The sequence below is a fragment of the Streptomyces sp. 3211.6 genome (assembly GCF_003634815.1).
GTDB lineage: Bacteria > Actinomycetota > Actinomycetes > Streptomycetales > Streptomycetaceae > Streptomyces > Streptomyces katrae_A.
The window spans coordinates 3,012,685-3,037,550 of record NZ_RBXC01000001.1; the positions used below are offsets into that span (position 1 = coordinate 3,012,685).

Genomic DNA, 24,866 nt, shown 5'->3' on the forward strand with positions numbered 1-24,866 from the left:
CCCTCACCTCTCCTTCTGCAGTACGGACAGCGCCGCGATCAGCTCGGCCTGTGGTTCCGGGGTCACTTCGAGCGCCTGGAGCGGGGCGAGGCGGCGGTCCCGTTCGGCGCGCAGGACCTGGTCGAGGTGGTCGCTGACCAGTTCCCCGCCCCGGTCGCGCAGGCGTACGGCGGCCTGGACACCGATCCGTTCGGCCAGCTTCTCCCCTGCCGGGCGGGCCCGTTTGCCGCCGAGGAGGGCGGCGACGAGCAGGGCGGCGATGCCGTCGGGGTCGGGTTCGGGCTGCTTGTCGAGCTTGGCGACCTCCTCCTCGGCGAGTTCCTCCAGTACGCGCCGCCAGCGCCGTACGGCCATGCCGATACGTTCCGCCGCCTCCCGGTCGGGTCCGGGCAGCGGGAGCGCCCCGGCGGCCGGTTCGCGGCGCCACACCTCGGCGATGCGCTCGTCGGCGGCGGCGACGGCGCACTGGAGCAGCGCGGCGAGGGATTCGGCGAGGGAGTCGAGGAGTTCGTCGGCGCTGGTGTCGAGGGGGTAACCGCGCCAGCGGGTGAGGGCGTCCCCGGCGAGGACCGCGCCGCTGTCGAGGCGGCCCTGCACCCGCTTGCCCTCCCTCTTGTACGCCTCCTCGACGGCCGAGGTCAGCCGGACGGCGGCGGCGTGCTGGGCGGCGACGGCGGAGGCCAGCTCGGGCATGCGGCGCCGGAGGGAGTCGAGCGCGCCGAGTGCGGTGCGGCCGACGGCGTACTGCCGGGCGGCCGGGTCCTGGACGTGGTGGCCGAGCCAGGCGAGCAGCGGGGCGACGGCGCTGGCGGGCAGCAGTCCGCCGCCGCCGGCCGACTCGGGCAGCTCCGGCACCGTGAACCGTGGTACGTCGCCCAGCCCGGCCCGGGTGAGCAGCGCCCCGTACTGGCGTGAGACGTCGGCGAGCACCTGGTGCGGGACGCGGTCCAGGACGATGATCAGGGTGGCGTTGTACTGCTTGGCGGTGCGCAGCAGGTGCCAGGGGATGGCGTCGGCGTACCGCGATGCGGTGGTGACCATGACCCAGACGTCGGCGGCGCAGATCAGCTGGGCGGCGAGGGTCCGGTTCTCGACGACGAGGGAGTCGATGTCCGGGGCGTCGAGGAGGGCGAGGCCGCGCGGGAGGGTGGAGACGGTCTCGATCCGCAGTTCGCGGGTCGGGGCGCCGCGGCGCGTTCCGGGCGGGCGGCCCTTGCGGGTGGGGAGCGGGTCCTCCTCGTCCTGGGGTGCCCATACGCGCATGAGGTCGGGCAGGACCCGCATTCCGGCGAACCAGTGGTGGTCGTCCGGGTGGCAGACGAGCACCGGGGTGCGGGTGGTGGGGCGCAGCACTCCGGCTTCGCTGACCTTGCGGCCGACGAGGGAGTTGACGAGGGTGGACTTACCGGCTCCGGTGGATCCGCCGATGACGGCGAGCATCGGCGCCTCGGGCGCCTTGAGCCGGGGTACGAGGTAGTCGTCGAGCTGCGCGAGCAGCTCGGCTCTGGTCTGGCGGGCGCGCGGGGCGCCGGGCAGGGGCAGCGGCAGACGCACGGACGCGACCCGGTCGCGCAGGGCGGACAGGGCATCGAGCAGCTGAGGCCGAACATCCAAGGTCACCACATGCGAAGAATGCCCAATTTAGGACCATTTTTGAAGCTTATACGCCCTCTGCGCGCCGACCGCGACTCCTGTGGGACATCATGGACACGGAGGACGAGTGGGACGCAGGCATAACGAGTGCACAACACCGAGGCCGCCGCGGCGCAAAAGCGGTGCGAGAATCGCACCTGCCTGCGATTATCGGGACCGCTTCACCGAACCTCCACAACGTGGCACGCGAGGGAAGCAACCGGGACAAGGCAACCGGAGCCCTATCCTTGACCCGGCACGACCGCAGTCCCACCCCCACCAAGGGGCTCCAGGCCACCACGGTCACCACCGGCCCCCGTAGCTCAGTGGATAGAGCAGGCGCCTTCTAAGCGCTTGGCCGCAGGTTCGAGTCCTGCCGGGGGCACTCTTCTTCGCTCTTCGCCGAGGAGCCCTGCCCGGCGTCCCGGCGGGACGCCGTCCACGGCTGGCGAAAAATCACCCGACCGGATCCTTGCAGGCGCAAAACGGCCGTCGCCCGGATGGGCGGCTCAGGGCGCCGTCGACTGCGCCGGGCCGGTTTCCCCGGTGGCTCCGAAGGCCCTGACCGCCTGGTAGTAGGTCCAGGCCGTGCCGTCGCAGGAGGCCTTTCTCGCACCCGAGTACCGCGCGCAGACCCGTTCGAGGTCCGCGTGGAAGGCGGCGTCCAGCCGGGACTTGTTGGCCTGGAACGCTCCCGCCACGCGGTAGTTGCGGTAGCCGAAGTCGTGGCGGGCGCACGCGGCGCGGAAGGGGAAGCCGAAGGGGTTGTCCGGGGAGGTCGTGCAGTAGTCCGTCGACCAGTCGAACCCGTACGCGGCCCAGTCGGCCGGGTGCGCGCGCGCCCCGAGCCAGGCGTCCTGGCTGGCCGCGGCGGTCTGCGTCCAGCGGCTCAGTACCTGCGGCTTGTCCGCCGGGACCGCCGGGACCGCGGAAGCGGGGGAGGCGAGGAGGAGCAGGGCGGCCGTGACAGCCGGTGCGACAGCGGGGAAGGGGCGCGCGGGGAGGGGAAGGGGGCGGCGGCGCATGGGCGTTCCTGCGGGGGCGCGGCGGCGGGCGACGGCCGCTTCGGTGGTGAGGGCCTTCGCCGCACCGGGAGTTGACCGGGGCTGCCCCTATAACGCGGCCCGGCCCCGGGCGTTCCTGCCCGCGGCGGGTTGACCGCGCCCGGGACCACTCTCAGGTATGAGTCCGTGTGCGACTTCCGGCAGAGCCGAAGTTGATACCGGGGAGGGACGCGCGCACTGCCTCCGCCGCGAACACTTGTCGGTATGAACCGCCGTCCGCTCGTCATCGCCGCAGCCATCGTGGGAGCCCTCGCCACCGCGGCCTTCGCGCTGCCCAACCTCCCGCCCAACCCGCTCACCAACGCCCTCAACGACCGGTTCTTCAAGGAGAAGGGCCGGCACTTCGCGACCGCCGGCGCCGCCGAGGCGCACACCCGGGGGGACCGGACCCTGGCGCTGCCCAGCTGGATGCCGAGGGACGCCACCGACATACGGATCCAGGCCCGCGCCGACGGCAAGGCCCGGCTCATCCGGTTCACCCTCGGAAAGACGCCCCTCGACGGACCGCAGTGCCCGGCGGAGCCCCCGAAGCAGGCGGGCGGCCCCCGGCTGGGCGCCCGCTGGTGGCCGCGCGACATCCGGTCCGAGGAGCGGCCCGAGTGCCGCGACCGCTACCAGTACCAGGTGTCGGTGCGCGGCAAGAAGGTCTACGCCTGGACCGACGGAACGCCCTCTCCGGGGTCCCGAATACCGGAGGGCACACCGGCCGGCCCCGGCTCCGGGGCCGTCCCGGCCGTGCGCCGCTGACGGATCAGTCCCGTACGAGCGCCTCGGCCGCGGCCCGCGCGAAGCCCTCGGGATTGTCCAGCATGATGTTGTGCCCGCAGTCGGGGACGGGGACGACGGCGACCCCGGCGGCCTCCAGGGCCTCGGCCCCGGCGGGGGCACCGTCCGCCTCCGGGTGGAGGAAGCTGCGCGGGACCTTCAGCTCCAGCAGCAGCTCGCGCATGGTCGGCGTCGTACCGGCGGCGAGGTGCACGGCGCTGCGGTACAGCCCGGTGCGGGCCGCCATCCGCATGGTCGACCACCAGTGGGCGCCGACCCGGTCGCGGACCTCGGCCCAGCCGCCGGCCAGGAACTCCTCCTCCGTGTAGGAGGCGATCCCGCTGCTGCCGGCCGTGCCCGGAGTGGGCGGGAGGGGGTCGAGGTTGGCGTCGGCCAGGACGAGGCGGGAGACCAGCCCCGGGTGCCGGGCGGCCAGCACGATGGCCACCGCGCCGCCCATGCTGTGGGCGATCACCTCGGCCGCGCCGACGCCGGCGGCGGTGAGCGCCTGCGCCACGGTGTCGGCGTGCGCTTCGAGGGTGTACGGGAAGGCCTCGGGCCGGTCGCTGTGCCCGTGCCCGAGGAAGTCGAGCAGCAGCGAGCGCCGCCCGGCCAGTCTCGGGTGGACGGCACTCGCCGCGAAGTAGGCGGGGGCGGTGGCGCCGAGGCCGTGCAGGTAGACGCGGGCCGGCTCCTCTCCCGGGAGTTCGACCCAGCGGATCCGGTCGCCTTCCGGCGTCACGACGGCACTGCGCACGGTGTGTTTCCCCCCAGTTGTCCACGGTGATATCGAGCACGAGGTTAACCGGGACACCGACCACCCCCACTACTCTCGTGAGGTGATCGAGGAACTGAACCAACTCGGCGGTACGGCACCGCGGACCGGGGGCCTCCCGACGGGTTCCCGGGTGGCGGTGTGGTCGCTGGACACCACGCGCGGGGTGATCGGCGGCCACGAGGCCGAAGAGGCCGAGGCGTTGCTGGACGCCGACGAGCGGAAGCGGGCGGGCCGTCTGGTGCGGTCCGGCGACCGGCGCACCTACCTGGCCTCGCACCTGGGGCTGCGGGTGCTGCTCGGCGCGTACCTGGGGAGGGCCCCCGAGGAGGTCCGCTTCGTCCGTGAGGACTGCCTGAACTGCGGCGGCCCGCACGGCCGGCCCGCGGTGGCCGGGGGCGGGGTCCACTTCTCCCTGTCCCACAGCCACGGCCTGGCGTACTTCGCCTTCGCAGCGGTGCCGGTGGGCGTGGACGTGGAGGGGCTGCCCAACGCGGGGGCGGTGGCCGACGTCCTGAGCAGCCTGCACCCGGCGGAGGCGGCCGAGATCACCGCCCTGCCGGAGGAAGAGCGGCGGGCGGCGCTGGCCCGGGTGTGGTCCCGCAAGGAGGCCTGCCTCAAGGCCACCGGGGCGGGCCTCGCCAACGGCCTGGTCGAGCCGTACGTCGGCGCGGCTCCCACCCCCGCCCGAGTGCCGGGCTGGACCCTGAGGGACCTCACGGCACCCCCCGCCTACGCCGCCGCACTGGCCCTGCGCACGCCCTGACGGACGCAGGGCCTGACCGGCGGCCTGGCAGACGCACGGCCTGACGGGTAGTAGGCCCGCCGCCGGCGTCCGCCCAGCCGGACGGACGACCGGACGGGCGGGTACAGGCGCAGCCTCCGGCATGCGGATCCCGGGGGCGGAATCCCGCCCGGCCTGGCTCCGCCCGGCGGGCGGCCCCACGATGGCGGGGCCCGGGGCGGGGGGCGCGGGGGTGGCGGCGCGCCCGGGTTGGGGGTGTGTCGTGCGGCCAGTCGGCGCACCCTCCGCGCGGCTGCGGCGGGGCGGGCCGAGCATCGGGCGCATGACCGTGATGACCGCGCTCCTCCCGGCCGCAGCCCTGCTGGCGGCGGCCACCGTGCTGCCCCCGCAGCCCGCCGCACACGCCGCCGGCGCCGATACGCCCACCGCGCCCTACGTCGTCGTCCTCAAGGACGCCGCCACCCGCGCCCCGGCCCGTGCCCTGGCCGCCGAGGCGACGGAGGCCGGTGACCGGGTGGACGCGGTCTACGACACCGCGCTCAGCGGGTTCGCCGTGACCACCACCGCGGCCCGGGCCGCCGCGCTGGCCGCCGACCCCCGGGTGGCCTCCGTCGAGCCGGACACGGTGTACCGGATCTCCGACTCCGCCGCCGGCACCCCCGGGAGCCAGCCGCAGGCGCCCTGGCACCTCGACCGGCTCGACCAGCGCGCGCTGCCCCTCGACGGCTCGTACGCCTACCCCACCACCGGCGCGGGCATCACGGTCTACGTGGTCGACACCGGGATCAACACCCTCCACCAGGAGTTCGGCGGCCGCGCCCGCACCGGCTACAACGCGCTGTGGATGGAGGGCTCCGCCGACTGCAACGGCCACGGCACGCACGTCGCGGCCACCGTCGGCGGGGCCACCTACGGGGTCGCGAAGGGGGTCTCCCTGGTCGGGGTGAAGGTGGCCGACTGCCGGGGCGACGCGCGGCTGTCGCACATCCTGCGCGGCCTCGACTGGATGGTGAAGGACGTCGTCCGCGGCGGCTTCCCGCTGCGTCCCGCCGTCGCCAACATGAGCCTGGGCGGCTCCCGTAGCCACTCCATGGACGCCGCCGTCATCCGCGCCGCCGCCTACGGGATCACCGTCACCGTGGCCGCCGGCAACGAGGGCCGCGACGCCTGCAACGGCTCCCCCTCCGGCGTGCCGCAGGCCCTCACCGTCGCCGCCACCGACGCGGCCGACCACCACCCGTCCTTCTCCAACCACGGCCCCTGCGTGGACCTCTCGGCGCCGGGCGTGGCCGTCGTCTCCGCCTGGAAGGGGTCCACGACGGCCCTCGCCCGGGCCACCGGCACCTCCATGGCCGCCCCGCACGTCGCGGGCGCCGCCGCCCTGCTCCTGGCCGGCGGCACGGTGCACTCCCCCGAGCAGGTCCGTGCGGCCCTGGTCCGCGACGCCGCCCCGGGCCTGATCACGGACCTGCCCGCCGGCACCCCGAACCTGCTCCTCCAGGTACCGAAGGGGCCCTGAGCCCGGGCCGCCGGTCACCGACCGGTCGGTATCCGATGTCCCGTCCGACCGGGTCTGATGGGACATCAATGTCTGTGTGCTTCGCACCCGGGCAATCCATTGACTTCTCTGCACCGCGACGCGTCAATGACGGCCATCCGCACCGGCTCGGCCTCCCCCACACAGCGGGTGGGGGGAGGGTTCGTCATGACGAAGGAGTCGCGACCCAGTGAGTTCGAGAACGCTCAAACGAAGAGTGCTGGCCGGGGCGGGCGCCCTGTCCCTGGCCCTGACGGGCAGCGTCGTGGCCCTGACCGGGCCGGCGCAGGCCGCGACCAAGACCACTCCCGTCCCCGTGAAGTGCGTCGCCCCCGCCCCGCAGCCGGGCGCGAACGGCAGCCAGGACTACACGATCACGGTGCCGGACACCGCCAAGGCGGGCGAGACCGTACCGATCACCATCGACCCGGGCGAGACCCCCGTCATCCCGATGTTCACCATCGACACGGTGAACACCATCAAGGCGAAGCTGCTCGTCGGCGGGGTCGCCCAGACGGTCACCAGCCCGGCCGTCCCCAGCCACCAGGAAGCGAACAAGAAGTCCGACCCGCCCGCCTTCTCCGGCACGGTCAAGATCCCGGACGGCAGCGAGGGCACCACCGTCCAGATCACCATCGACCAGGTGGTCACCGACGCCGACCTCGGCGGCACGGTCTACACCACCACCTGCACCCCCGACCCGCGCCCCAGCGGCTCCGTCGGCTCGATCGCCGTCGAAGCCCTCCCCAAGGACCCGGTCACCACCAGGCTGACGCCCAACAGCGGCAAGGCGGGTACGGCCGTCGTCGCCACCGGCGCCAACTTCCCGGCCGGCCCGGTCACCTGCTCCGCCCTCCTCGCGGGCGCCGCCACCGGTGACACCGGCACCGGCACCGCCGACGCCTCCGGCGCCGCCACCTGCAACATCACCGTCACGAAGAAGGCCGACGCCATCAAGATCGACGGCTCGGTCCCGCCGGCCAAGCCCTTCGTGTTCGTCGAGGAGCAGGCCGGCGTCAAGAACCCGGTGGACGTCGAGGTGCTGCCCGGGCCGCTGGCCCTCGGCCCGAAGGACGGCCAGCCCGCCGTCAGCTTCGGCTCGGTGACCATCAACGGCAAGGCCCAGTCGGTGTTCGGCGCGTTCAACGCCGCGACCGTCCAGGACTTCCGCGGCGGCACCCTCGGCTGGGACGTGACGGCGACCCGTACACCGTTCCTGAACGAGACGACGGGCCATGCCATGGCCAAGGCGCAGCTCGGCATCCAGCCGTCCTGCACGGTGACCAACCCCGACAGCCCCAGCACCTGCTCCGCGGGCGCGCCGGGCGCGATCACGGAGACCCCGATGAAGGTCGCCTCGCAGGCGGCCGGCGGTGACGAGCTGACCGGCGGCGAGTTCGCCGTGGGCGGCGCGGCGATGCTCCAGCTGCCGCCGTTCATGTTCGCCGACACCTACCGGTCGGTCGTGACCTTCTCGATCGCCTGACCGTCCCGCCCGGCCCGACCCCGGTGGTGCGGCGCCCCGGCGCCGCACCACCCTCCCGCTTTCCCGCCGCGACCCTGGAGAAGACCGCCCATGCGCCTGCGCCCGACCGTCCTGCGCACCCTCCTGTCCGGCCTGTGCGCGCTGCTGCTGCTCCCCGCCGTCCCCGCCGCGGCCGCGGACAACGGCACCTGGGGCGTGTTCCCGACGCCCCCGGCCGGGGCGGCGATGACCGACCGGGCGTACTTCTTCCACCAGGGCGCCGCCGGGGCCTCGGTCAGCGACAGCGTGACGCTCCTGAACTCCTCCGACAAGGAGCTCACCTTCCGGGTCTTCGCCACCGACGCCGTGAACACCCCCTCGGGCGGGGCCTTCGCCCTGCTCCCCGCCGAGACCCGGCCCAAGGACGTCGGGACGTGGATCGCGCTGCCGCCCGAGACGGCGGGCACCGTCACCGTCCCGCCCAAGGGCCGCAAGGACATCCCCTTCACCGTCAAGGTCCCCCAGGACGCCTCCCCGGGCGACCACGTGGGCGGGATCGTCGCGCTGAACACGGCCGTCGAGGGGATCACGAAGGAGGGCAAGGTCCAGGTCGGGGTGCGTCGCCAGGTGGGCGCCCGGCTCTACCTGAGGGTGCCCGGCCCGCTGACCCCGGCCCTGAGCGTGGAGGACGTCAGGGTCCGCCGCGGGGCCCCGCTGCTGCCCTGGACGAAGGACGCCCGCGCCACCATCACCTACACCCTGGTCAACCGGGGCAACGTGGTGGTCGAGCCGAAGGTGGCGGTGTCCGCGCGCGGCCTGTTCGGGCGCCGGCTGCTGGACCGGGCCGCCCGCGGACCCCAGCCGGCCCTGCTGCCCGGCCAGCGGATCACCTTGACGGAACCCTGGCCGGACTCCCCCCAGTTGGACCGGGTGGCCGTCAAGGTCACGGCGAGCGCCGCCGCCTACCCGGACGTGCGCTCCGAGGCCGGTACGGACTTCCTGGCCGTGCCCTGGCCCGCGGCGGGCGCGCTCCTCCTGTCGGCCGGGACCGGCATCGCCCTCCTGGTGCTGCGCCGGCGCCGCCGGACCGCCCTCCCCGGCCCGGCCCCCGCCCCGGACCTGGCGGCGGCACGCTGACCGCGGACGGCCGGAACCCCCGGCCGGTGAGGGTTGGCCGGGGGGCCTGTCTCGGTGTCTCGACCCAGGACCGCCTGTCGCGCAACGACGATCTAGGCGTGATAGATGGTGGGCTGATCGACCACCTGCTCCGGTGTGAGGCCTTCCACGGTCATGTTCCCGGTCCAGAGGTAATCGCGGTTGGCGTATGTCGCGTCGAAGCTGACGCGCTTCCCACCCGGTTCCAGCTTCCACCCCTGCCGGTCGAACTGGGCGATGCGGTCACTGCCACAGACGAACGCTCGGGTGGCCTGTGTCAGGATCCACTCCGCAAGCTCGGCGTCCTTGGCGGTCGGTTTGCCGCAGGTTCGGGCCATCTGCCACAGGCGCGGCCACTCGACCCCGGGCGTCAGCGGCCCGACGACGGCCACGTCTCCGATCTGCCGCGCGTCAAGGTGGTGGGTGGCGTACCCGAAGACCACCCCGAACATGGTGAACACGGTGACCCTGCCGGTTGCGGTGAGGCCCTCGTCATTGCTGCTCATTGATGGAACCCTTGGGTCTGTGACGGTCCGGGCGCCTTAGCCACGCCCGGACCGCTCCGTTCACGGGTGGGTCAGCAGCCGTCACCGTCACCGCAGCAGGCCGGCGGGTTGCACTCCTTCGCGGCACCCCACAGCCGGTCGTCCACGAAGAACCCGGCGGCCCGGACGCGTTCCACGACGGAGCCGATCAGGGGACGGGTGCGGACGGTGGCCTTGGGCTCGTGGCCGAGGAAGAACCCGAACTGTTCGTCACACCAGGCGGCGTACGCCTGCGTGTGAAGGACGAACGAGTGCCAGCCGGGGTCCACCACGTCCGACGGGGTCATGTCGAACTGGCGGGTGTCGCCCATGACCTTGAGGAAGGCAAGGGCCTGGTCCACGATCCGACGGGCCATGGACACCTCGTGTCCGTACTCCTCGGCGCAGAACTCGGAGACCTTCTCGAACAGCTCGGGACTGACGAGGTCCCGGCCGCGCCGTAAGGCGACGGGGGATTCGAGCAGGGTCGTCATTGGTGCCTCCAATCAGGTTGGTTCAGGCTGCGGGCGGAGGCGGGAACTGGCCTCCGCCTTCTCCGGGCTTGTCGCCGGGGTCGGTCATTGCTTCACCTCCCCTCGCTTGCGCGGTTGGGGGCCCGCCCCCGCAGGGGCGGGAGTCAGTGGGAAGCGACGGGGTGCCGGAGCGCTTCGGCGATCTGCTCGACCACGTCGGCGGGGAGCCTGCCGAGGTCCACGTAGGCCCTGCCGGTGTGCGTCACAGAGGGCCGCACGCTGCACCACACGGACTCGGAGAGGCCGAGTGCGGCCAAGGCTGCCCGTATGGACTCGGTGGCGTCTGTGGCCCGGTCGCGGGCCTCTCGCCAGGTCTGCATCTCCATCAGCCGTGCCCGGTGTCGTGCATCCGCAGGAGGATGTTGCAGTCGGCCACGGTGGTGGCGTCCTGCTCCATCCCCGCGGCCCTGCGGAGCCTATCCAGACGCGCGCACTCGGGACACCCGGCTACCGGGCTCGGGCGGGGCTCCATCCGCAACGGGAGCGTGACCGGGTCTTCCTGCCACCTCTTGCGTTCCGCCATCGTCACGCTGTGCCCCTCCCAGTTGCTTCCGAGGTCGATGAATTGACCGTAGGGAGCGGGCTGGTTACCGGGCCACGTTGTTGCACGCTGTTGCACGGCTTCACCCGAGTGCGGTTACCGCTTCCCTGATGAGGGCTCGGGCTGGGGCGCCGTGGACCGCTGTCTTGGCCAGGTCGGAGAAGGCCCGTAGGTAGGTCTTGATCTCGCCGGGCGTGGTCAGGTTGATCTCTGCCGTCAGCGTCTCGACGGCCACCTGTTGATCATCGAAGGCGTAGAAGGCTTCCAAGGGCCACACGGTCCGACGCGCCGTCTTGGGGATGATCCCGAGGGACACGTTCGGCCGGCTCATCACGGCCAGAAGCGCTTCCAGCTGCTCCGCCATCGCTTCGGGCCCACACACCAGGTAGTAGAGAACTGTCTCTTCGAGGAGCAGCGCGAAGCGGTGGTCCCCTTCTCTGATCACCCGGGAGCGGTTGAGTCGGGCTTGTACGGCGTCGGCCACGTCGTCGGGGGTGCCCTGGAATCGCGTGATGCCCTTCAAGAGCCCTGTGGCGTATCCGGCGGTCTGGAGCATCCCCGGCACGACGTTCGACGCGTAGACGCGAAAGGAGCGGGTCCGCTGGTAGAGCGGCACGGTCCTCTCGTGGACGCGGCGCATCCCGTCGCGGTGGATCTGCTTCCACTCGACGTACATCGACTCGGCGTTCCGGGACGCGGCGATTATGTCCGCAGCCTGATCTTCGGCTCCGCAGGCCGCGCACCATGCGCGGATGTCCGCGTCCGAGGGCGGCGTGATGCCCCTCGCGATGCGGGACGACTTCGCGCGGTGCCAACCGCACCGGACGGCCAACTCATGCCCCGAAAGCCCAGCATCTTTCATCAGCCCCTGGAGGCGGACGGCGACGGCCTTGCGCGCGGCCTGGGCACTGGAGAACGGAGACGTGGGCATGAGCTGACCGGACCAGGGATCACACGGTGTACTTCTCGTGCGGGATGGCGCGCTCCCACACTGCTTCGAACGCTGCCGTGCACTGTGCCGCAATGGCAGGGTCCTCGGTCTGATCCGTGTGGACCCACCGGCCGAGGCCGTCGAAGACGTTGAACTGGACTAGCCGCCCGTCGAAAAGCCAGTAGTCGTTGCCGGGCAACAGCAGGTCGGATGCCTGGCGACGCGGGAGCCAACGGATCTGCTCCCCGGCGGCGATGTTGGTGAACGTGAACGAGTGCTCGTACGCGATGTAGTCACTGACCGGCTCAGAGATGATCCGGGCCCTACGGATCAGCACACCCTTGGCCGTGACCTCCTGCACGAGGTCGAGCCACGGCCGCCACCAGGAAGCGCGGTAGTCCGGGTTGAGCCGGTGGCCCCGCTTCCACGCTGCGAAGCCTTCGATCTCGTTGTCTACGCCGTACCCATCGCGCATCTCCAGATGAACGGCCGACTCCTGTACCGACCTGATGAGGTCGGAGAAGTCAGTCAGACTCTGCGACACGGATGGCCTCCTTGAGGAGCGGGATCATCCTGGGTTCAAGGATGATCAAGGCTTCGCCGTCAGCCTGGGGCGAGTCAGCCGAGGTCTGGCTGAGCATGGCTGTGTCCGCCCGTGCCCCCTGGACGAGGATGCGTCGGTCGTCGTCCACCCACACGGCCGGACATCCGTGATCGCCGGACTCTGGATCTTTACCAACGAACCGTAAGGCCATGGTGTCCCTCCTTGTCGAGCGCGTTGCGCCTGGTTGCACAGCTCACTCTGGGGGATGGGCCCGGTCAAGGGGGCCGGAACGGCAGGAACCCCCGGCCGGTGAGGGTGGGCCGGGGGTCGCTGCGGTACGGGGGCGGTGGGGCGGGTGGGTCAGTGGTTGCGGGGGAAGCCCAGGTCGACGCCCGAGGGGTCCTCGGCCGGGTCGGGCCAGCGGGTGGTGACGACCTTGCCGCGCGTGTAGAAGTGGACGCCGTCGTTGCCGTAGATGTGGTGGTCGCCGAAGAGCGAGTCCTTCCAGCCGCCGAAGGAGTGGTAGCCCACCGGCACCGGGATCGGCACGTTGACGCCGACCATGCCCGCCTGGATCTCCAGCTGGAAGCGGCGTGCCGCGCCGCCGTCCCGGGTGAAGATCGCGGTGCCGTTGCCGAACGGCGAGGCGTTGATGAGGGCCACGCCCTCCTCGTAGGTCTCGGCGCGCAGCACGCACAGCACCGGGCCGAAGATCTCGTCGCGGTAGGCGTCGGAGTCGGTCTTGACGCGGTCGAGGAGCGACAGGCCGATCCAGTGGCCGTTCTCGTGGCCCTCGACCGTGTAGCCGGTGCCGTCGAGGACGACCTCCGCGCCCTGGTCGGCGGCGCCCTTGACGTAGGAGGCGACCTTGTCGCGGTGGGCGGCGGTGATCAGCGGGCCCATCTCCGACGCCGGGTCGGTGCCGGGGCCGATCTTGATCTTCTCGGCGCGCTCGCGGATCTTCTCCACGAGGGTGTCGCCGATGGCGCCGACGGCGACGACCGCCGAGATGGCCATGCAGCGCTCGCCGGCGGAGCCGTAGGCGGCGGAGACGGCCGCGTCGGCGGCGGCGTCGAGGTCGGCGTCCGGCAGCACCAGCATGTGGTTCTTGGCGCCGCCCAGGGCCTGGACGCGCTTGCCGTTGGCGGAGGCGGTGGTGTGGATGTGGCGGGCGATGGGCGTGGAGCCGACGAAGGAGACGGCGGCGATGTCCGGGTGCGAGAGCAGGGCGTCGACGGCGACCTTGTCACCGTGGACGACGTTCAGCACGCCCGCCGGGAGACCGGCCTCGGTGGCCAGCTCGGCCAGCTTGTTGGCGGCCGACGGGTCCTTCTCGCTCGGCTTGAGGATGAAGGTGTTGCCGCAGGCGACGGCCAGCGGGAACATCCACATCGGCACCATGGCCGGGAAGTTGAACGGGGTGATGCCCGCGACCACGCCCAGCGGCTGGCGGATGGCGGCCACGTCCACGCGGTTGGAGACGGACGTGGACAGCTCGCCCTTGAGCTGCGTGGTGATCCCGCAGGCCAGCTCCACGATCTCCAGGCCGCGCGCGACCTCGCCCAGCGCGTCGGAGTGCACCTTGCCGTGCTCGGCGACGATCAGCTCGGCGATCGCGTCGCGGTTGGCGTCCAGCAGGGCGCGGTAGGCGAACAGCACCTTGGTGCGGGCGGCCAGCGAGGACTGGCCCCAGGACAGGAAGGCCTCCTTGGCGACCTGTACCGCCGCGTCGACCTCGGCGGCCGAGGCGAGGGCGACCTGCGTGGTGACCTCGCCGGTGGCCGGGTCGGTGACCGGGCCGTAGTTGCCCGACGCGCCCTCGACGGTCTTGCCACCGATCCAGTGGTTGACGGTCTTCATGCTTGCTCCTTCACAGATGGCGACGTCGCTGCGCGGCTTGCCGGTCGTACTCTTCGCGGGCCTGGGCCGCCGACGCACGGGTCGCGGTCTCGGCCACGGGAACATCCCACCACGCCTGTGCCGGGGGTGGGCCCGACACAGTGTCGGGTGTTCGGGTCTGTGCGTAGACACATGTGGGACGGTCCGACCCGCGCGCCTCGGCCAGGGCTTTTCGCAGGTCACCGATGGTGTGGGTGCGGATCACGGCCATCCCGAGGGAGGCGGCGTTGGCCGCGAGGTCCACCGGAAGGGGGTCTCCGGTGTATCCGCCGTCCGGCCCCCGGAAGCGGTAGGCCGTGCCGAAGCCCTCGCCGCCGACCGCGCCCGAGAGCCCGCCGATCGAGGCGTAGCCGTGGTTGTCGAGGACGACCACCTTGAGCGGGACGCCCTCCTGGACGGCGGTGACGAGCTCGGTCGGGTTCATCAGGTACGAGCCGTCCCCGACGAGCGCCCACACCGGCCGGTCCGGGGCCGCCAGGGCCACCCCGAGGGCGCCCGGGATCTCGTAGCCCATGCAGGAGTATCCGTACTCCACGTGGTACTGGTACGCGGAACGGGCCCGCCAGAGCCGGTGCAGGTCGCCGGGGAGCGAGCCGGCCGCGTTGACGATCACGTCGGTGTCGTCCACGACGGCGTCCAGGGCGCCGAGCACCTGCGCCTGGGTGGGGACGGCGTCCTCGTCGGGGGCGTGGAAGGCCTGGTCGACCAGGGCCTCCCAGTAACCCTTCGCCTGCCGGTACGTCCTCTCGTACGCCGGGTCCACGCGGTGTCCGGTCAGCTCCGCCCGCAGGGCGTCCAGGCCCTCGCGGGCGTCCGCGACCAGCGGGAGGGCGGCCAGCTTGTGGGCGTCGTACGGGTCGGGGTTGAGGCCGAGGAAACGGACGCCCGGGTCCTGGAAGAGGGTGGAGGAGGCGGTGGTGAAGTCCGTCAGCCGGGTCCCGGCCGCGATGACCAGGTCGGCGGCGCGCGCCAGGTCGTCGGCGGTGGCGGTGCCGGTGTGGCCGACGGCGCCCACCTCGGCCGGGTGGTCGTGGCGCAGGGCCCCCTTGCCGGCCTGGGTGGCGGCGACGGGGATGCCGGTGGCCTCGGCGAAGGCCCGCAGCGCCTCCTCGGCCCCGCTGTGCCGGATGCCGCCGCCGGCGATCAGCAGGGGCCGCCGGGCCGCCCGTACCGCCTCGGCGGCGGCCCGCAGCTCGCCGGTGTCGGGCCGGGGGCGGCGCACGTGCCACACCCGCTCGGCGAAGAACTCCTCGGGCCAGTCGTACGCCTCCGCCTGGACGTCCTGCGGCAGCGCGAGGGTGACGGCTCCGGTCTGCACGGGGTCGGTGAGTACCCGCATCGCCTGGAGGGCGGCGGGGACCAGGGCCTCGGGGCGGGTGATCCGGTCGAAGTACCGGGAGACCGGCCGCAGGGTGTCGTTGACGGAGAGGTCGCCCGCGTAGGGGACCTCCAGCTGCTGGAGCACCGGGTCGGCGGGCCGGGTGGCGAAGGTGTCCCCGGGCAGCAGGAGCACGGGGATCCGGTTGACGGTGGCGAGGGCGGCTCCGGTGACGAGGTTGGTGGCGCCGGGTCCGATGGAGGTGGTCACGGCGTGCGCCGACAGCCGGCCGCACTGGCGGGCGTAGCCGACGGCGGCGTGCACCATGGCCTGTTCGTTGCGCCCCTGGAGGAAGGGCATCGCCGCCGGCCCGCTCTCCAGCAGGGCCTGGCCGACACCGGCGACGTTGCCGTGCCCGAAGATCCCCCAGGTGGCGGCGATCAGCCGCCGGCGGCGGCCGTCGCGCTCGGTGTACTGGCGGCTCAGGAAGCGCACGAGCGCCTGGGCGGTGGTCAGCCGGACGCTGCGCGGCGCGGTCACGGGGTCTCCTCGGGGCGGGGTGCGGGCCGGTTCAGCGGAAGCCGGGGATCGACCTCCTGCCCCGTCCACGCCCCGCGAATCCACGCGTGGTCGGGATGGTCGCGGATCAGCCACTCCCGCGTCGTGTCCGGGCCGGCCATCACGTTCAGGTAGTACATGTCGTGGCCGGGCGCCGCGATGGACGGGCCGTGCCAGCCGTCGGGGACGAGGACCACGTCACCCGAGCGGACCTCGGCGAGCACGTCGGTCTTCCCGGCGGGCGAGGGCGTCACGCGCTGGTAGCCGACGCCGGGGGTGCCGTCGTGCGGGGCGATCTCGTAGAAGTAGATCTCCTCCAGGCGGGATTCCTCGCCCGGGTGGTGCTCGTCGTGCTTGTGGGGCGGGTACGAGGACCAGTTGCCGCCGGGGGTGAGCACCTCGACGGCGATGAGCCGGTCGCAGTCGAAGGCGCCGGCGGCGGCGAAGTTGTGCACCTGGCGGGAGCACTGGCCGGCGCCCCGGAGCTCGACGGGTACGGCATCGGCGGGGCCGTACCGGGGGCTCAGCCGCCGCTCGCACCGCGCACCGACGAGCGCGAACCGGCCGCCTCCGGCGGTGGCGATGTCGGCGTGCCCGTCCCGGGGCAGGTAGACGAAGTCGGTCGGCCCGTCGAACACCGAGGCGCGCCCGCGCAGCCGGAAGCTCCCTGCGGGGCCTTCCCCCACCCCGCCCCTTCCCGAGACCGCAGGCTCCGCCCCCGGCCCGGCCGGGCAGCGGACCTCGCAGGCGCCGCTCAGCGGGAGGACGATCCACTCGGCGTCGCCGCAGGCGTGCGCGTACACCTCCCCCGGCACCAGCTCCAGCACCACCAGCCGCGTGAACTCCATCCCCGTCTCAGACAGCACCGGCACGGTCCAGCACCTCCTCCACCTCGTGCGGAAACGGCATCGCCGTCGAACACGCCAGCCGCGAGGCCACGATCGCCCCCGCCGCGTTCGCGTACCGCAGCACCCGCTCCAGCTCCCAGCCCGCCAGCAGCCCGTGGCACAGGGCCCCGCCGAACGCGTCGCCGGCGCCCAGCCCGTTGACCACCGTCACCGGCACCGGCGCCACCTCCACCGCCGTCCCGTCGCGGTGGACGGCCAGCACCCCCTCCGGGCCCCGTTTGACCACCGCCAGCTCCACCCCCGCCGCGAGCAGCGCCCGCGCGGCCGCGTACGGCTCGCTCTCGCCGGTGGCGACCTCGCACTCCTCCGCGTTCCCGACGGCCACCGTCGCCAGCGCGAGCGCCCGCTCGTACCAGGGCCGCGGCGGGCCGTCGTGCCACAGCATCGGCCTCCAGTCGAGGTCGAAGACGGTCGTCCCGGACTTCGAGCGGGCCTCCAGCGCGGCAAGGGTCGCGGCGCGGCTCGGCTCGGCGCTCAGTCCCGTGCCGGTCATCCAGAACACCCGTGCGTCGCGCACCGCTTCCAGGTCGATCTCGTCCGGCTCGATCTCCAGGTCGGGCGCCTTCGGGAGCCGGTAGAAGTACAGCGGGAAGCGGTCCGGCGGGAAGACCTCGCAGAAGGTGATCGGCGTCGGGTAGTGCGCCACCTCGCCCACCCACCGGTCGTCGACCCCGAACTGCCGCAGTTCGCCGCGCAGGTACGCCCCGAAGGGGTCCGCGCCGGTCCGGCTGATCATGGCCGTGCGCCGCCCGAGGCGGGCGGCGGCGACGGCGACGTTCGCCGGGGAGCCGCCGAGGAACTTGCCGAAGGTGTCGGCCTCGGCGAGCGGTACGCCGGTCTTCAGGGGGTAGAGATCCACCCCGATCCGCCCCATCGTGATGAGGTCGTACGCGGGCCCGTCCCCGGTCCCGCCCCCTGCGTCCCCCGTGGTCACGTCGGGTACTCCTCCCACTCGCACTCGTCCTCCCTTTCGCCTCGGACCTCGCACCCTAAGGTGGCCGTCATGACCTCCTCCCCGCCCGCGTTGACCCGTATCCGTGTCGGTTCGGCTCCGGACTCCTGGGGTGTCTGGTTCCCGGAGGACCCCCTCCAGGTTCCCTGGGACCGGTTCCTCGACGAGGTGTCCGACGCCGGGTACGAGTGGATCGAGCTGGGCCCCTACGGCTACCTGCCCACCGATCCGGCCCGGCTCGCCGAGGAGACCGCCAGGCGGGGCCTGCGGGTGTCCGCCGGCACGGTCTTCACCGGACTCCATCACGGCCGCGCCGTCTGGGAGGAGACCTGGGCGCACGTGTCGCGGATCGCCGCGCTCACCCGGGACATGGGCGCGCAGCACCTCGTGGTGATCCCCTCGTTCTGGCGCGACGACAAGACCGGCGGGATGCTGGAGGATCCGGTGCTGACGCCTGCTCAATGGCGTGAACTGACCTCCCAGACCGAGCGCCTGGGCCGGGAGGTGCGGGAGCGGTACGGGCTGCGGATCGTGGTCCACCCGCATGCGGACACCCATGTGGACACCCCGGAGAACGTGGCGCGGTTCCTGGACGCGACCGATCCGGAGCTGGTGTCCCTGTGCCTGGACACCGGGCACTACGCGTACTGCGGCGGGGACAGCGTCCAGGCGATCGAGGCCTTCGGCGAGCGGATCGGCTACCTCCACCTCAAGCAGGTGGACCCCCGCATCCTGGCCGAAGTGGTGGCGGACGGGGTCCCGTTCGGGCCGGCGGTGGAGCGCGGGGTGATGTGCGAGCCGCCGTCGGGGGTGCCCGCGCTGGAGCCCGTGCTGGCGGCGGCGCAGCGGCTCGGGGTGGAGCTCTTCGCGATCGTGGAGCAGGACATGTACCCGTGCCCGCCGGACCGCCCGCTGCCGATCGCCCGGCGCACCCGCGCCTACCTGCGCTCCTGCGGCGCCCGCTGACCCTGGAGGAAGAGGAACGATGGACACGCTCGGCATCGCCGTCATTGGCACCGGGAGGATGGGCTCCGACCACGTCCGGCGGATCGGCGACACGGTCGGCGGGGCGCGGGTGGTGGCCGTCGCCGATCCGGACGGGGAACGGGTCAAGGCGGTCGCGGCACGGGCGGGGGGCGCGGCGGCGTTCACGGATCCGGCGGCGGCGATCGCGGCCCCCGGGGTGGACGCCGTGCTGATCGCCTCGCCCGGACCCGCCCACGAGGAAGCGATTCTGCACGCCCTGGAGCGGGAGTTGCCGGTGCTCTGCGAGAAGCCGCTGACCCCGGATCCGCAGGGGGCGCTGCGGGTGCTGGAGGCGGAGCGGCGCCTGGGCCGGCGGCTGGTGCAGGTGGGGTTCATGCGGCGGTTCGACGCCGAGTACGAGCGGCTCAAGGAGCTTCTGGACGCGGGCGGGATCGGGCGGCCGATCTTCCTGCACTGCCGGCACCGCAACGCCTCCTCCCCGTCTTCCTTCACCAGCGACATGCTGATCAGCGACTCCGTGGTGCACGAGGTGGACGCGGCCCGCTGGCTGCTGGGCCAGGAGGTCACGGCCGTGACCGTGCTGTCGCCGGGGCCGTCCTCGGCCGCGCCCGAGGGGCTGCGCGACCCGCGCCTGGTGCTGCTGGAGACCTCGGGCGGGGCGATCGTGGACGTGGAGATCTTCGTCAACTGCGGGTTCGGCTACCAGGTGCGGTGCGAGGCGGTCGGGGAGTCCGGCAGCGCGTCCATCGGCGACGGCCACGCGATGGTGGTCCAGTCGGGCGGCCGGTGGGGCGGGGAGATCGCCCAGGACTACACCGTCCGGTTCGCCGACGCCTACGACCGCCAGGTGCGGCGGTGGGTGGCCGCGGCGGCGCGGGGGCGGGTGGACGGCCCGGACGCCTGGGACGGGTACGCGGCCGCGGCCGTCTCGGAGGCGGGGCTGGCTGCCGCGCGCAGCGGCGTACGGACCGAGGTGCGGCTGGTGGAGCGGCCGGAGCTCTACCGCTGAGCCACGGCCGGCGCCCCGGATTCACCGGGTGACTCCTGTGCCGCGTCGGTCACAGGAGTCGCGCCCGTGTCACACATATCCGGATTACGCGGGTTTTCCGTCACAGCCGGCCCACAGCCCCTCCCCCGCCCTCACCGGGCGTCGTTCTCCGGGCACAAAGCGAGTGATCGTCAGTGTCCGCGCGCCGGCTCCCCCGACGGCCTCCCGGCCGGCCCCGGGGCGTGGACGAGGAGGTGTCGTCGATGAGCGACCGGCAGCTGTGGTCCTACAAGGAGATCGCCGCCCATATCCGGGTGCAGCCCGACACCGTGCGCTCCTACCGGAAGCACGGCCTGCTCCCCACCCCCGACCACGTGGAGGGCGGCAAGCCGTACTGGTACGCCGACACGATCCGGGCCTGGGTGGCCCGCCGCCCCGGCAGCCGGGGACGGCGCGAGGAGTGATGCCACCGGCGGCATCCGTCCGCCGTCACAACGCCACCCGTCCGGCACACACTGGAGAGGTGCCGGATGATGAGTCAATACCCCCTAGGGGTATACTCTCTGATAGAGAGAGACACCCCCTGATAGGAGAACGACATGACCGCCGTGACGGAAACCGTGTACAAGGTCGCCGGGATGACCTGCGGGCACTGCGAGGGCGCCGTGACCGCCGAGCTGACCGCCCTGCCGGGCGTCACCTCCGTCAAGGCCGTCGCCGCCACCGGTGAGGTCACCGTGGTGTCCGCCGCCCCGCTCGCCGAGGCCGACGTGCGCGCCGCCGTGGACGAGGCCGGTTACGAGCTCGCCGGCCAGGTCTGAGGCCCCGCCCTCAGCCCCCTTCCTTCCGCAGTACCCCGCCGGGCCGCACCCGCCGGCGTCCGACCGGACCGTGCGGCCCCGGCCCTTCCCCCGGAGCGGGACATGAGCAGCAGCACAGTGCACGAGGGGCCCATAGCCGAGGTCGAACTGACCATCGGCGGAATGACCTGCGCCTCCTGCGCGGCCCGCATCGAGAAGAAGCTGAACCGGATGGACGGCGTCAGCGCCACGGTGAACTACGCCACCGAGAAGGCGCGCGTCTCCTACGGCGGGGGCGTGCGGGTGGCCGACCTGATCCAGACGGTGGTCAGGACCGGGTACACGGCCGAGGAACCCCCGCCGCCGGAGCCCGCCCGCGAGGAGTCGGGGCCGCAGGGACACGGGCCCGGGCCGGAGGCGGGCTCCGATCCCGTGCTCGACGCGCTGCGGCAGCGGCTGCTCGTGTCCGCCGCCCTGGCCCTGCCCGTCGTCCTGCTCTCGATGGTGCCCGCCCTGCAGTTCGACAACTGGCAGTGGCTCTGCCTGACGCTGGCCTCCCCCGTCGCGGTCTGGGGCGCCCTGCCCTTCCACCGGGCCGCCTGGGCCAACGCCCGCCACGGCGCCGCGACCATGGACACCCTGGTGTCGGTCGGCACGCTGGCCGCCTACGCCTGGTCCCTGTGGGCCCTGTTCTTCGGGCACGCCGGCATGACCGGCATGCGGCACGGCTTCGACCTGACCGCCGGCCGCGCCGACGGCTCCTCGGCGCTCTACCTGGAGGTCGCGGCGGGCGTCGTCACCTTCATCCTGCTCGGCCGCTACCTGGAGGCCCGTTCCAAGCGGAAGGCGGGCGCGGCCCTGCGGGCCATGCTGGAGCTGGGCGCCAAGGACGTGACCGTGCTGCGGGGCGGCCGGGAGGTCCGGATCCCGGTGGACTCCCTCGTCACCGGCGACCGGTTCGTCGTGCGGCCCGGGGAGAAGATCGCCACGGACGGCAGGGTGGTCGAGGGATCCTCCGCCGTGGACGCCTCGATGCTGACCGGCGAGTCCCTGCCGGTGGACGTCACCGCCGGGGATCCCGTCACCGGCGCCACCGTCAACGCCTCCGGCCGGCTCGTCGTGGAGGCCACCCGGGTCGGGGCCGACACCCAGCTCGCCCGGATGGCCGCCATGGTGGAGGAGGCGCAGAACGGCAAGGCCGAGGTGCAGCGGCTCGCCGACCGGATCTCCGGGGTCTTCGTGCCCGTCGTGCTGCTCCTCGCGCTCGGCACCTGGGTGGCCTGGCTGCTGATCACCGACGACGCCACCGCCGCCTTCACCGCCGCCGTGGCCGTCCTGATCATCGCCTGCCCCTGCGCCCTGGGCCTGGCCACCCCGACCGCCCTGATGGTCGGCACCGGCCGGGGCGCCCAGCTCGGCATCCTGATCAAGGGCCCGGAGGTGCTGGAGTCCACCCGCAGGGTCGACACCGTCGTCCTCGACAAGACCGGCACGGTGACCACGGGGCGGATGGCCCTCTGCGGGGTGCACCCCGCGGACGGGGTGGACGAGAAGGAGCTGTTGCGGCTCGCCGGAGCCCTGGAACACGCCTCCGAGCACCCCATCGCCCGGGCCGTCGCCGCCGCGGCCGCCGAGGCGGCCGGCGCGGCGGGCGCTCTGCCGGTCCCCGAGTCCTTCGAGAACCTGGCCGGGCTGGGCGTCCGGGGCGTGGTCGAGGGCCGCTCCGTCCTGGTGGGGCGCGAACGGCTGCTGGCCGAACGGGGCATCGCCCTGCCCGCCGGCCTCGCCGGGGCGGCGGCGGCCGCCGAGGCCCGCGGCAGCACCGCGGTGCTGGTCGCCTGGGACGGCGGGGCCCGCGGGCTGCTGACCGTCGCCGACGCCGTGAAGCCGACCAGCGCCGAGGCCGTGGCCCGGCTGCGGGCGCTCGGCCTGACCCCGGTCCTGCTGACCGGGGACAACCGGGCGGTGGCCGAGACGGTGGCCCGCGAGGTGGGCATCGACGAGGTGATCGCCGAGGTCATGCCGCAGGACAAGGTGGACGTGGTGCGCCGGCTCCAGGCCGAGGGCCGCACCGTCGCCATGGTCGGCGACGGCGTCAACGACGCCGCCGCCCTCGCCCGGGCCGACCTGGGCCTGGCCATGGGCACCGGCACCGACGCCGCCATCGAGGCCGGCGACCTGACCCTGGTACGGGGCGACCTGCGGGTGGCGGCCGACGCCATCCGGCTCTCGCGCCGGACGCTGGCCACCATCAAGGGCAACCTGTTCTGGGCCTTCGGCTACAACGTGGCGGCGCTGCCGCTGGCGGCGGCGGGCCTGCTCAACCCGATGATCGCGGGGGCCGCGATGGCCTTCTCCTCGGTCTTCGTGGTGACCAACAGCCTGCGGCTGCGCTCGTTCCGCTAGGAGCCCGCGGAAAGACCTCTGGGAGGACCTCCGGAAGGATCTCCTCCCCTCGGCCTCCACACATCCTTCACTGGAGACGCAGATCACAGTGATGGCAACGTAACCATCCGGGGTCGTCCCGGGTCTAATGGGGCGATGCCAGAAACATCTTGGGGGATGTTTCACGGAGGTCTTGGGGGACGTCCGCGGCATTCGCCGGCCGGGACGCGTGCCCTCGGGAAGCTTTGAGCGGCCCTCCCGACCCGAACGGGTCCCGGCAACACACCGACGCCCCGGCGCGGGTCCCGTGGGGGGAATCCGCTGCCGGGGAAAGGGAAGCGCCCCGTCCGTCGACCCGTGGGGGGATCGACGGCGGGGCGCTTTTCGCGTACTCGGGCCCTGGGGGCTCAGGTTCAGCGGGCCTCGACCGGGACGAAGTCGCGCAGGACCTCGCCGGTGTAGATCTGGCGCGGGCGGCCGATGCGGGAGCCGGGCTCCTTGATCATCTCGTGCCACTGGGCGATCCAGCCGGGCAGGCGGCCGAGGGCGAACAGCACGGTGAACATCTCGGTCGGGAAGCCCATGGCCCGGTAGATCAGACCGGTGTAGAAGTCCACGTTCGGGTAGAGGTTGCGCGAGACGAAGTACTCGTCGGCGAGCGCGTGCTCCTCCAGCTTGAGCGCGATGTCCAGCAGCTCGTCGCTCTTGCCGAGCGCCGAGAGGACGTCGTGCGCCGCGGCCTTGATGATCTTCGCCCGGGGGTCGAAGCTCTTGTAGACGCGGTGCCCGAAGCCCATCAGGCGGACGCCGTCCTCCTTGTTCTTCACCTTGCGGATGAAGGCGTCGACGTCGCCGCCGTCCTTCTTGATGCCTTCCAGCATCTCCAGGACGGACTGGTTGGCGCCGCCGTGCAGCGGACCCCACAGGGCCGAGATGCCGGCGGAGATCGAGGCGAACATGTTCGCCTGCGAGGAGCCGACCAGGCGCACGGTGGAGGTCGAGCAGTTCTGCTCGTGGTCCGCGTGCAGGATCAGGAGCTTGTCGAGCGCGGAGACCACGACCGGGTCGAGCTCGTACTCCTGGGCCGGCACGGAGAAGGTCATGCGCAGGAAGTTCTCGACGTAACCGAGGTCGTTACGCGGGTAGACCACCGGGTGGCCGACCGACTTCTTGTACGCGTAGGCCGCGATCGTCGGGAGCTTGGCCAGCAGGCGGATCGTCGAGAGGTGGCGCTGCTTCTCGTCGAAGGGGTTGTGGCTGTCCTGGTAGAAGGTGGACAGCGCGCTGACGACCGAGGACAGCATGGCCATCGGGTGGGCGTCGCGCGGGAAGCCGTCGTAGAACCGCTTGACGTCCTCGTGCAGCAGGGTGTGCTGGGTGATCTCGTTGCGGAACGACGCGAGCTGGTCGACGGTCGGCAGCTCACCGTTGATCAGAAGGTAGGCGACCTCGATGAAGGTCGAGCGCTCCGCCAGCTGCTCGATCGGGTAACCGCGGTAGCGCAGGATGCCCTGCTCACCGTCGAGATAGGTAATCGCGGACTTGTAGGCGGCGGTGTTGCCGTAGCCGCTGTCCAGAGTGACGAGCCCGGTCTGGGCCCTCAGCTTCGCGATGTCGAAGCCCTGGTCACCGACGGTGCTCTCGATCACCGGGTAGGTGTATTCGCCGTCCGCGTACCGGAGTACTACAGAGTTGTCGCTCACGTCATCCCTCACCGACGTAGTGCCTCTTCTTCGAGGTGCCCTGACTGCCTCTACCTTCCCCCATTTGGCGCAGGAGAGTGCACTCGGGGTCGGCCTTTGGTCTTTTTGACGGCACTGAGTGCCGTCAACCTGCTCATCCTGCCCTGCCCGCGGGGCC

Annotated in this window: 23 protein-coding genes and 1 tRNA gene; 11 read left to right on the top strand and 13 right to left on the bottom strand. The window is 72.6% G+C overall.

Annotated elements, in window-relative coordinates:
* Positions 1-3: 3 nt before the first annotated feature.
* Entirely contained in the window at positions 4-1,614 is a 1,611-nt protein-coding gene (locus tag BX286_RS13770) for a dynamin family protein (protein ID WP_398898489.1), read from the bottom strand.
* A gap of 330 nt (positions 1,615-1,944) precedes the next feature.
* Between BX286_RS13770 and BX286_RS13775 the strand changes: the two genes are divergently transcribed.
* Positions 1,945-2,017: transfer RNA gene (locus tag BX286_RS13775), tRNA-Arg, on the top strand.
* Positions 2,018-2,141: 124 nt separating this feature from the next.
* Here the strand turns inward: BX286_RS13775 and BX286_RS13780 are convergent.
* On the bottom strand, positions 2,142-2,657 hold the full coding sequence (locus BX286_RS13780) for a phospholipase (protein ID WP_100863633.1): 516 nt from the start codon (positions 2,655-2,657) through the stop codon (positions 2,142-2,144).
* Between the two features lie 243 nt (positions 2,658-2,900).
* Here BX286_RS13780 and BX286_RS13785 point away from each other — a divergent pair, with 243 nt between their 5' ends.
* Positions 2,901-3,443, top strand: coding sequence for a hypothetical protein (locus BX286_RS13785; protein WP_100863632.1), 543 nt, complete (start codon positions 2,901-2,903; stop codon positions 3,441-3,443).
* Between the two features lie 4 nt (positions 3,444-3,447).
* On the opposite strand, the gene BX286_RS13790 is transcribed toward BX286_RS13785, so the two are convergent.
* Positions 3,448-4,218, bottom strand: coding sequence for an alpha/beta fold hydrolase (locus BX286_RS13790; protein WP_121015047.1), 771 nt, complete (start codon positions 4,216-4,218; stop codon positions 3,448-3,450).
* Between the two features lie 82 nt (positions 4,219-4,300).
* Here BX286_RS13790 and BX286_RS13795 point away from each other — a divergent pair, with 82 nt between their 5' ends.
* From BX286_RS13795 to BX286_RS13810, 4 genes are all read left to right on the top strand, one after another.
* On the top strand, positions 4,301-5,002 hold the full coding sequence (locus BX286_RS13795) for a 4'-phosphopantetheinyl transferase superfamily protein (protein ID WP_100863631.1): 702 nt from the start codon (positions 4,301-4,303) through the stop codon (positions 5,000-5,002).
* Between the two features lie 301 nt (positions 5,003-5,303).
* A complete protein-coding gene (locus BX286_RS13800; RefSeq protein WP_261993414.1) occupies positions 5,304-6,500 on the top strand; it encodes a S8 family peptidase in 1,197 nt (398 codons plus the stop codon).
* A 208-nt stretch (positions 6,501-6,708) separates the two neighbouring features.
* Positions 6,709-8,004, top strand: coding sequence for a hypothetical protein (locus BX286_RS13805; RefSeq protein ID WP_261993415.1), 1,296 nt, complete (start codon positions 6,709-6,711; stop codon positions 8,002-8,004).
* Between the two features lie 90 nt (positions 8,005-8,094).
* Positions 8,095-9,120, top strand: a complete 1,026-nt coding sequence (locus tag BX286_RS13810; RefSeq protein ID WP_121015049.1) for a WxL protein peptidoglycan domain-containing protein — start codon at positions 8,095-8,097, stop codon at positions 9,118-9,120.
* Positions 9,121-9,212: 92 nt separating this feature from the next.
* Here BX286_RS13810 and BX286_RS13815 read toward each other — a convergent pair whose 3' ends face one another.
* The 9 genes from BX286_RS13815 to iolC all read right to left on the bottom strand — a co-directional run bounded on the left by BX286_RS13815 (position 9,213) and on the right by iolC (position 17,828).
* Positions 9,213-9,644, bottom strand: coding sequence for a hypothetical protein (locus BX286_RS13815; RefSeq protein ID WP_079427045.1), 432 nt, complete (start codon positions 9,642-9,644; stop codon positions 9,213-9,215).
* 71 nt (positions 9,645-9,715) lie between these two features.
* Positions 9,716-10,156, bottom strand: coding sequence for a hypothetical protein (locus BX286_RS13820; RefSeq protein ID WP_261993416.1), 441 nt, complete (start codon positions 10,154-10,156; stop codon positions 9,716-9,718).
* Between the two features lie 143 nt (positions 10,157-10,299).
* Positions 10,300-10,515, bottom strand: coding sequence for a hypothetical protein (locus BX286_RS13825; protein WP_260338064.1), 216 nt, complete (start codon positions 10,513-10,515; stop codon positions 10,300-10,302).
* 303 nt (positions 10,516-10,818) lie between these two features.
* Positions 10,819-11,667 (bottom strand): helix-turn-helix transcriptional regulator, encoded by an 849-nt coding sequence (locus tag BX286_RS13835; RefSeq protein ID WP_079427051.1) that lies wholly within the window; start codon positions 11,665-11,667, stop codon positions 10,819-10,821.
* Between the two features lie 19 nt (positions 11,668-11,686).
* A complete protein-coding gene (locus tag BX286_RS13840) occupies positions 11,687-12,211 on the bottom strand; it encodes a DUF6879 family protein (protein WP_079427053.1) in 525 nt (174 codons plus the stop codon).
* A gap of 360 nt (positions 12,212-12,571) precedes the next feature.
* Entirely contained in the window at positions 12,572-14,071 is a 1,500-nt protein-coding gene (locus tag BX286_RS13850; protein WP_079427055.1) for a CoA-acylating methylmalonate-semialdehyde dehydrogenase, read from the bottom strand.
* 10 nt (positions 14,072-14,081) lie between these two features.
* A complete protein-coding gene (gene iolD, locus BX286_RS13855) occupies positions 14,082-15,968 on the bottom strand; it encodes a 3D-(3,5/4)-trihydroxycyclohexane-1,2-dione acylhydrolase (decyclizing) (protein WP_121015051.1) in 1,887 nt (628 codons plus the stop codon).
* Complete coding sequence (gene iolB / locus BX286_RS13860) at positions 15,965-16,858, bottom strand: 5-deoxy-glucuronate isomerase (RefSeq protein WP_398898495.1); 894 nt, start codon at positions 16,856-16,858, stop codon at positions 15,965-15,967. The genes iolD and iolB overlap by 4 nt, the downstream gene beginning before the upstream one ends.
* On the bottom strand, positions 16,842-17,828 hold the full coding sequence (gene iolC, locus BX286_RS13865; protein ID WP_261340943.1) for a 5-dehydro-2-deoxygluconokinase: 987 nt from the start codon (positions 17,826-17,828) through the stop codon (positions 16,842-16,844). Before iolC ends, iolB begins: the two co-directional genes overlap by 17 nt.
* Before the next feature lie 69 nt (positions 17,829-17,897).
* Here iolC and BX286_RS13870 point away from each other — a divergent pair, with 69 nt between their 5' ends.
* From BX286_RS13870 to BX286_RS13890, 5 genes are all read left to right on the top strand, one after another.
* Complete coding sequence (locus BX286_RS13870; protein ID WP_079427061.1) at positions 17,898-18,812, top strand: sugar phosphate isomerase/epimerase; 915 nt, start codon at positions 17,898-17,900, stop codon at positions 18,810-18,812.
* A gap of 19 nt (positions 18,813-18,831) precedes the next feature.
* Positions 18,832-19,842, top strand: a complete 1,011-nt coding sequence (locus BX286_RS13875; RefSeq protein ID WP_079427063.1) for a Gfo/Idh/MocA family protein — start codon at positions 18,832-18,834, stop codon at positions 19,840-19,842.
* Positions 19,843-20,084: 242 nt separating this feature from the next.
* Positions 20,085-20,285 carry an AlpA family transcriptional regulator gene (locus BX286_RS13880; RefSeq protein WP_079427065.1) on the top strand — a complete coding sequence of 67 codons (201 nt, stop codon included), beginning with the start codon at positions 20,085-20,087 and terminating at the stop codon, positions 20,283-20,285.
* A gap of 135 nt (positions 20,286-20,420) precedes the next feature.
* Positions 20,421-20,642, top strand: a complete 222-nt coding sequence (locus BX286_RS13885; RefSeq protein ID WP_079427067.1) for a heavy-metal-associated domain-containing protein — start codon at positions 20,421-20,423, stop codon at positions 20,640-20,642.
* A gap of 102 nt (positions 20,643-20,744) precedes the next feature.
* The gene (locus tag BX286_RS13890) at positions 20,745-23,027 is read left to right on the top strand and encodes a cation-translocating P-type ATPase (RefSeq protein WP_121015052.1); all 2,283 of its coding nucleotides are present in this window, start codon (positions 20,745-20,747) and stop codon (positions 23,025-23,027) included.
* Positions 23,028-23,419: 392 nt separating this feature from the next.
* Here BX286_RS13890 and BX286_RS13895 read toward each other — a convergent pair whose 3' ends face one another.
* Positions 23,420-24,709, bottom strand: coding sequence for a citrate synthase (locus tag BX286_RS13895; RefSeq protein WP_079427070.1), 1,290 nt, complete (start codon positions 24,707-24,709; stop codon positions 23,420-23,422).
* Positions 24,710-24,866 lie beyond the last annotated feature (157 nt).

Bases quoted from the DNA above. Each gene is read 5' to 3' on its own strand.
- BX286_RS13870 (WP_079427061.1), top strand. From the start codon at position 17,898: ATGACCTCCTCCCCGCCCGCGTTGACCCGTATCCGTGTCGGTTCGGCT.
- BX286_RS13885 (WP_079427067.1), top strand. From the start codon at position 20,421: ATGACCGCCGTGACGGAAACCGTGTACAAGGTCGCCGGGATGACCTGC.
- BX286_RS13890 (WP_121015052.1), top strand. From the start codon at position 20,745: ATGAGCAGCAGCACAGTGCACGAGGGGCCCATAGCCGAGGTCGAACTG.
- BX286_RS13780 (WP_100863633.1), bottom strand. From the start codon at position 2,657: ATGCGCCGCCGCCCCCTTCCCCTCCCCGCGCGCCCCTTCCCCGCTGTC.
- BX286_RS13800 (WP_261993414.1), top strand. From the start codon at position 5,304: ATGACCGTGATGACCGCGCTCCTCCCGGCCGCAGCCCTGCTGGCGGCG.
- BX286_RS13880 (WP_079427065.1), top strand. From the start codon at position 20,085: ATGAGCGACCGGCAGCTGTGGTCCTACAAGGAGATCGCCGCCCATATC.
- BX286_RS13850 (WP_079427055.1), bottom strand. From the start codon at position 14,071: ATGAAGACCGTCAACCACTGGATCGGTGGCAAGACCGTCGAGGGCGCG.
- BX286_RS13820 (WP_261993416.1), bottom strand. From the start codon at position 10,156: ATGACGACCCTGCTCGAATCCCCCGTCGCCTTACGGCGCGGCCGGGAC.
- BX286_RS13815 (WP_079427045.1), bottom strand. From the start codon at position 9,644: ATGAGCAGCAATGACGAGGGCCTCACCGCAACCGGCAGGGTCACCGTG.
- BX286_RS13810 (WP_121015049.1), top strand. From the start codon at position 8,095: ATGCGCCTGCGCCCGACCGTCCTGCGCACCCTCCTGTCCGGCCTGTGC.
- BX286_RS13875 (WP_079427063.1), top strand. From the start codon at position 18,832: ATGGACACGCTCGGCATCGCCGTCATTGGCACCGGGAGGATGGGCTCC.
- BX286_RS13825 (WP_260338064.1), bottom strand. From the start codon at position 10,515: ATGCAGACCTGGCGAGAGGCCCGCGACCGGGCCACAGACGCCACCGAG.
- BX286_RS13785 (WP_100863632.1), top strand. From the start codon at position 2,901: ATGAACCGCCGTCCGCTCGTCATCGCCGCAGCCATCGTGGGAGCCCTC.
- BX286_RS13835 (WP_079427051.1), bottom strand. From the start codon at position 11,667: ATGCCCACGTCTCCGTTCTCCAGTGCCCAGGCCGCGCGCAAGGCCGTC.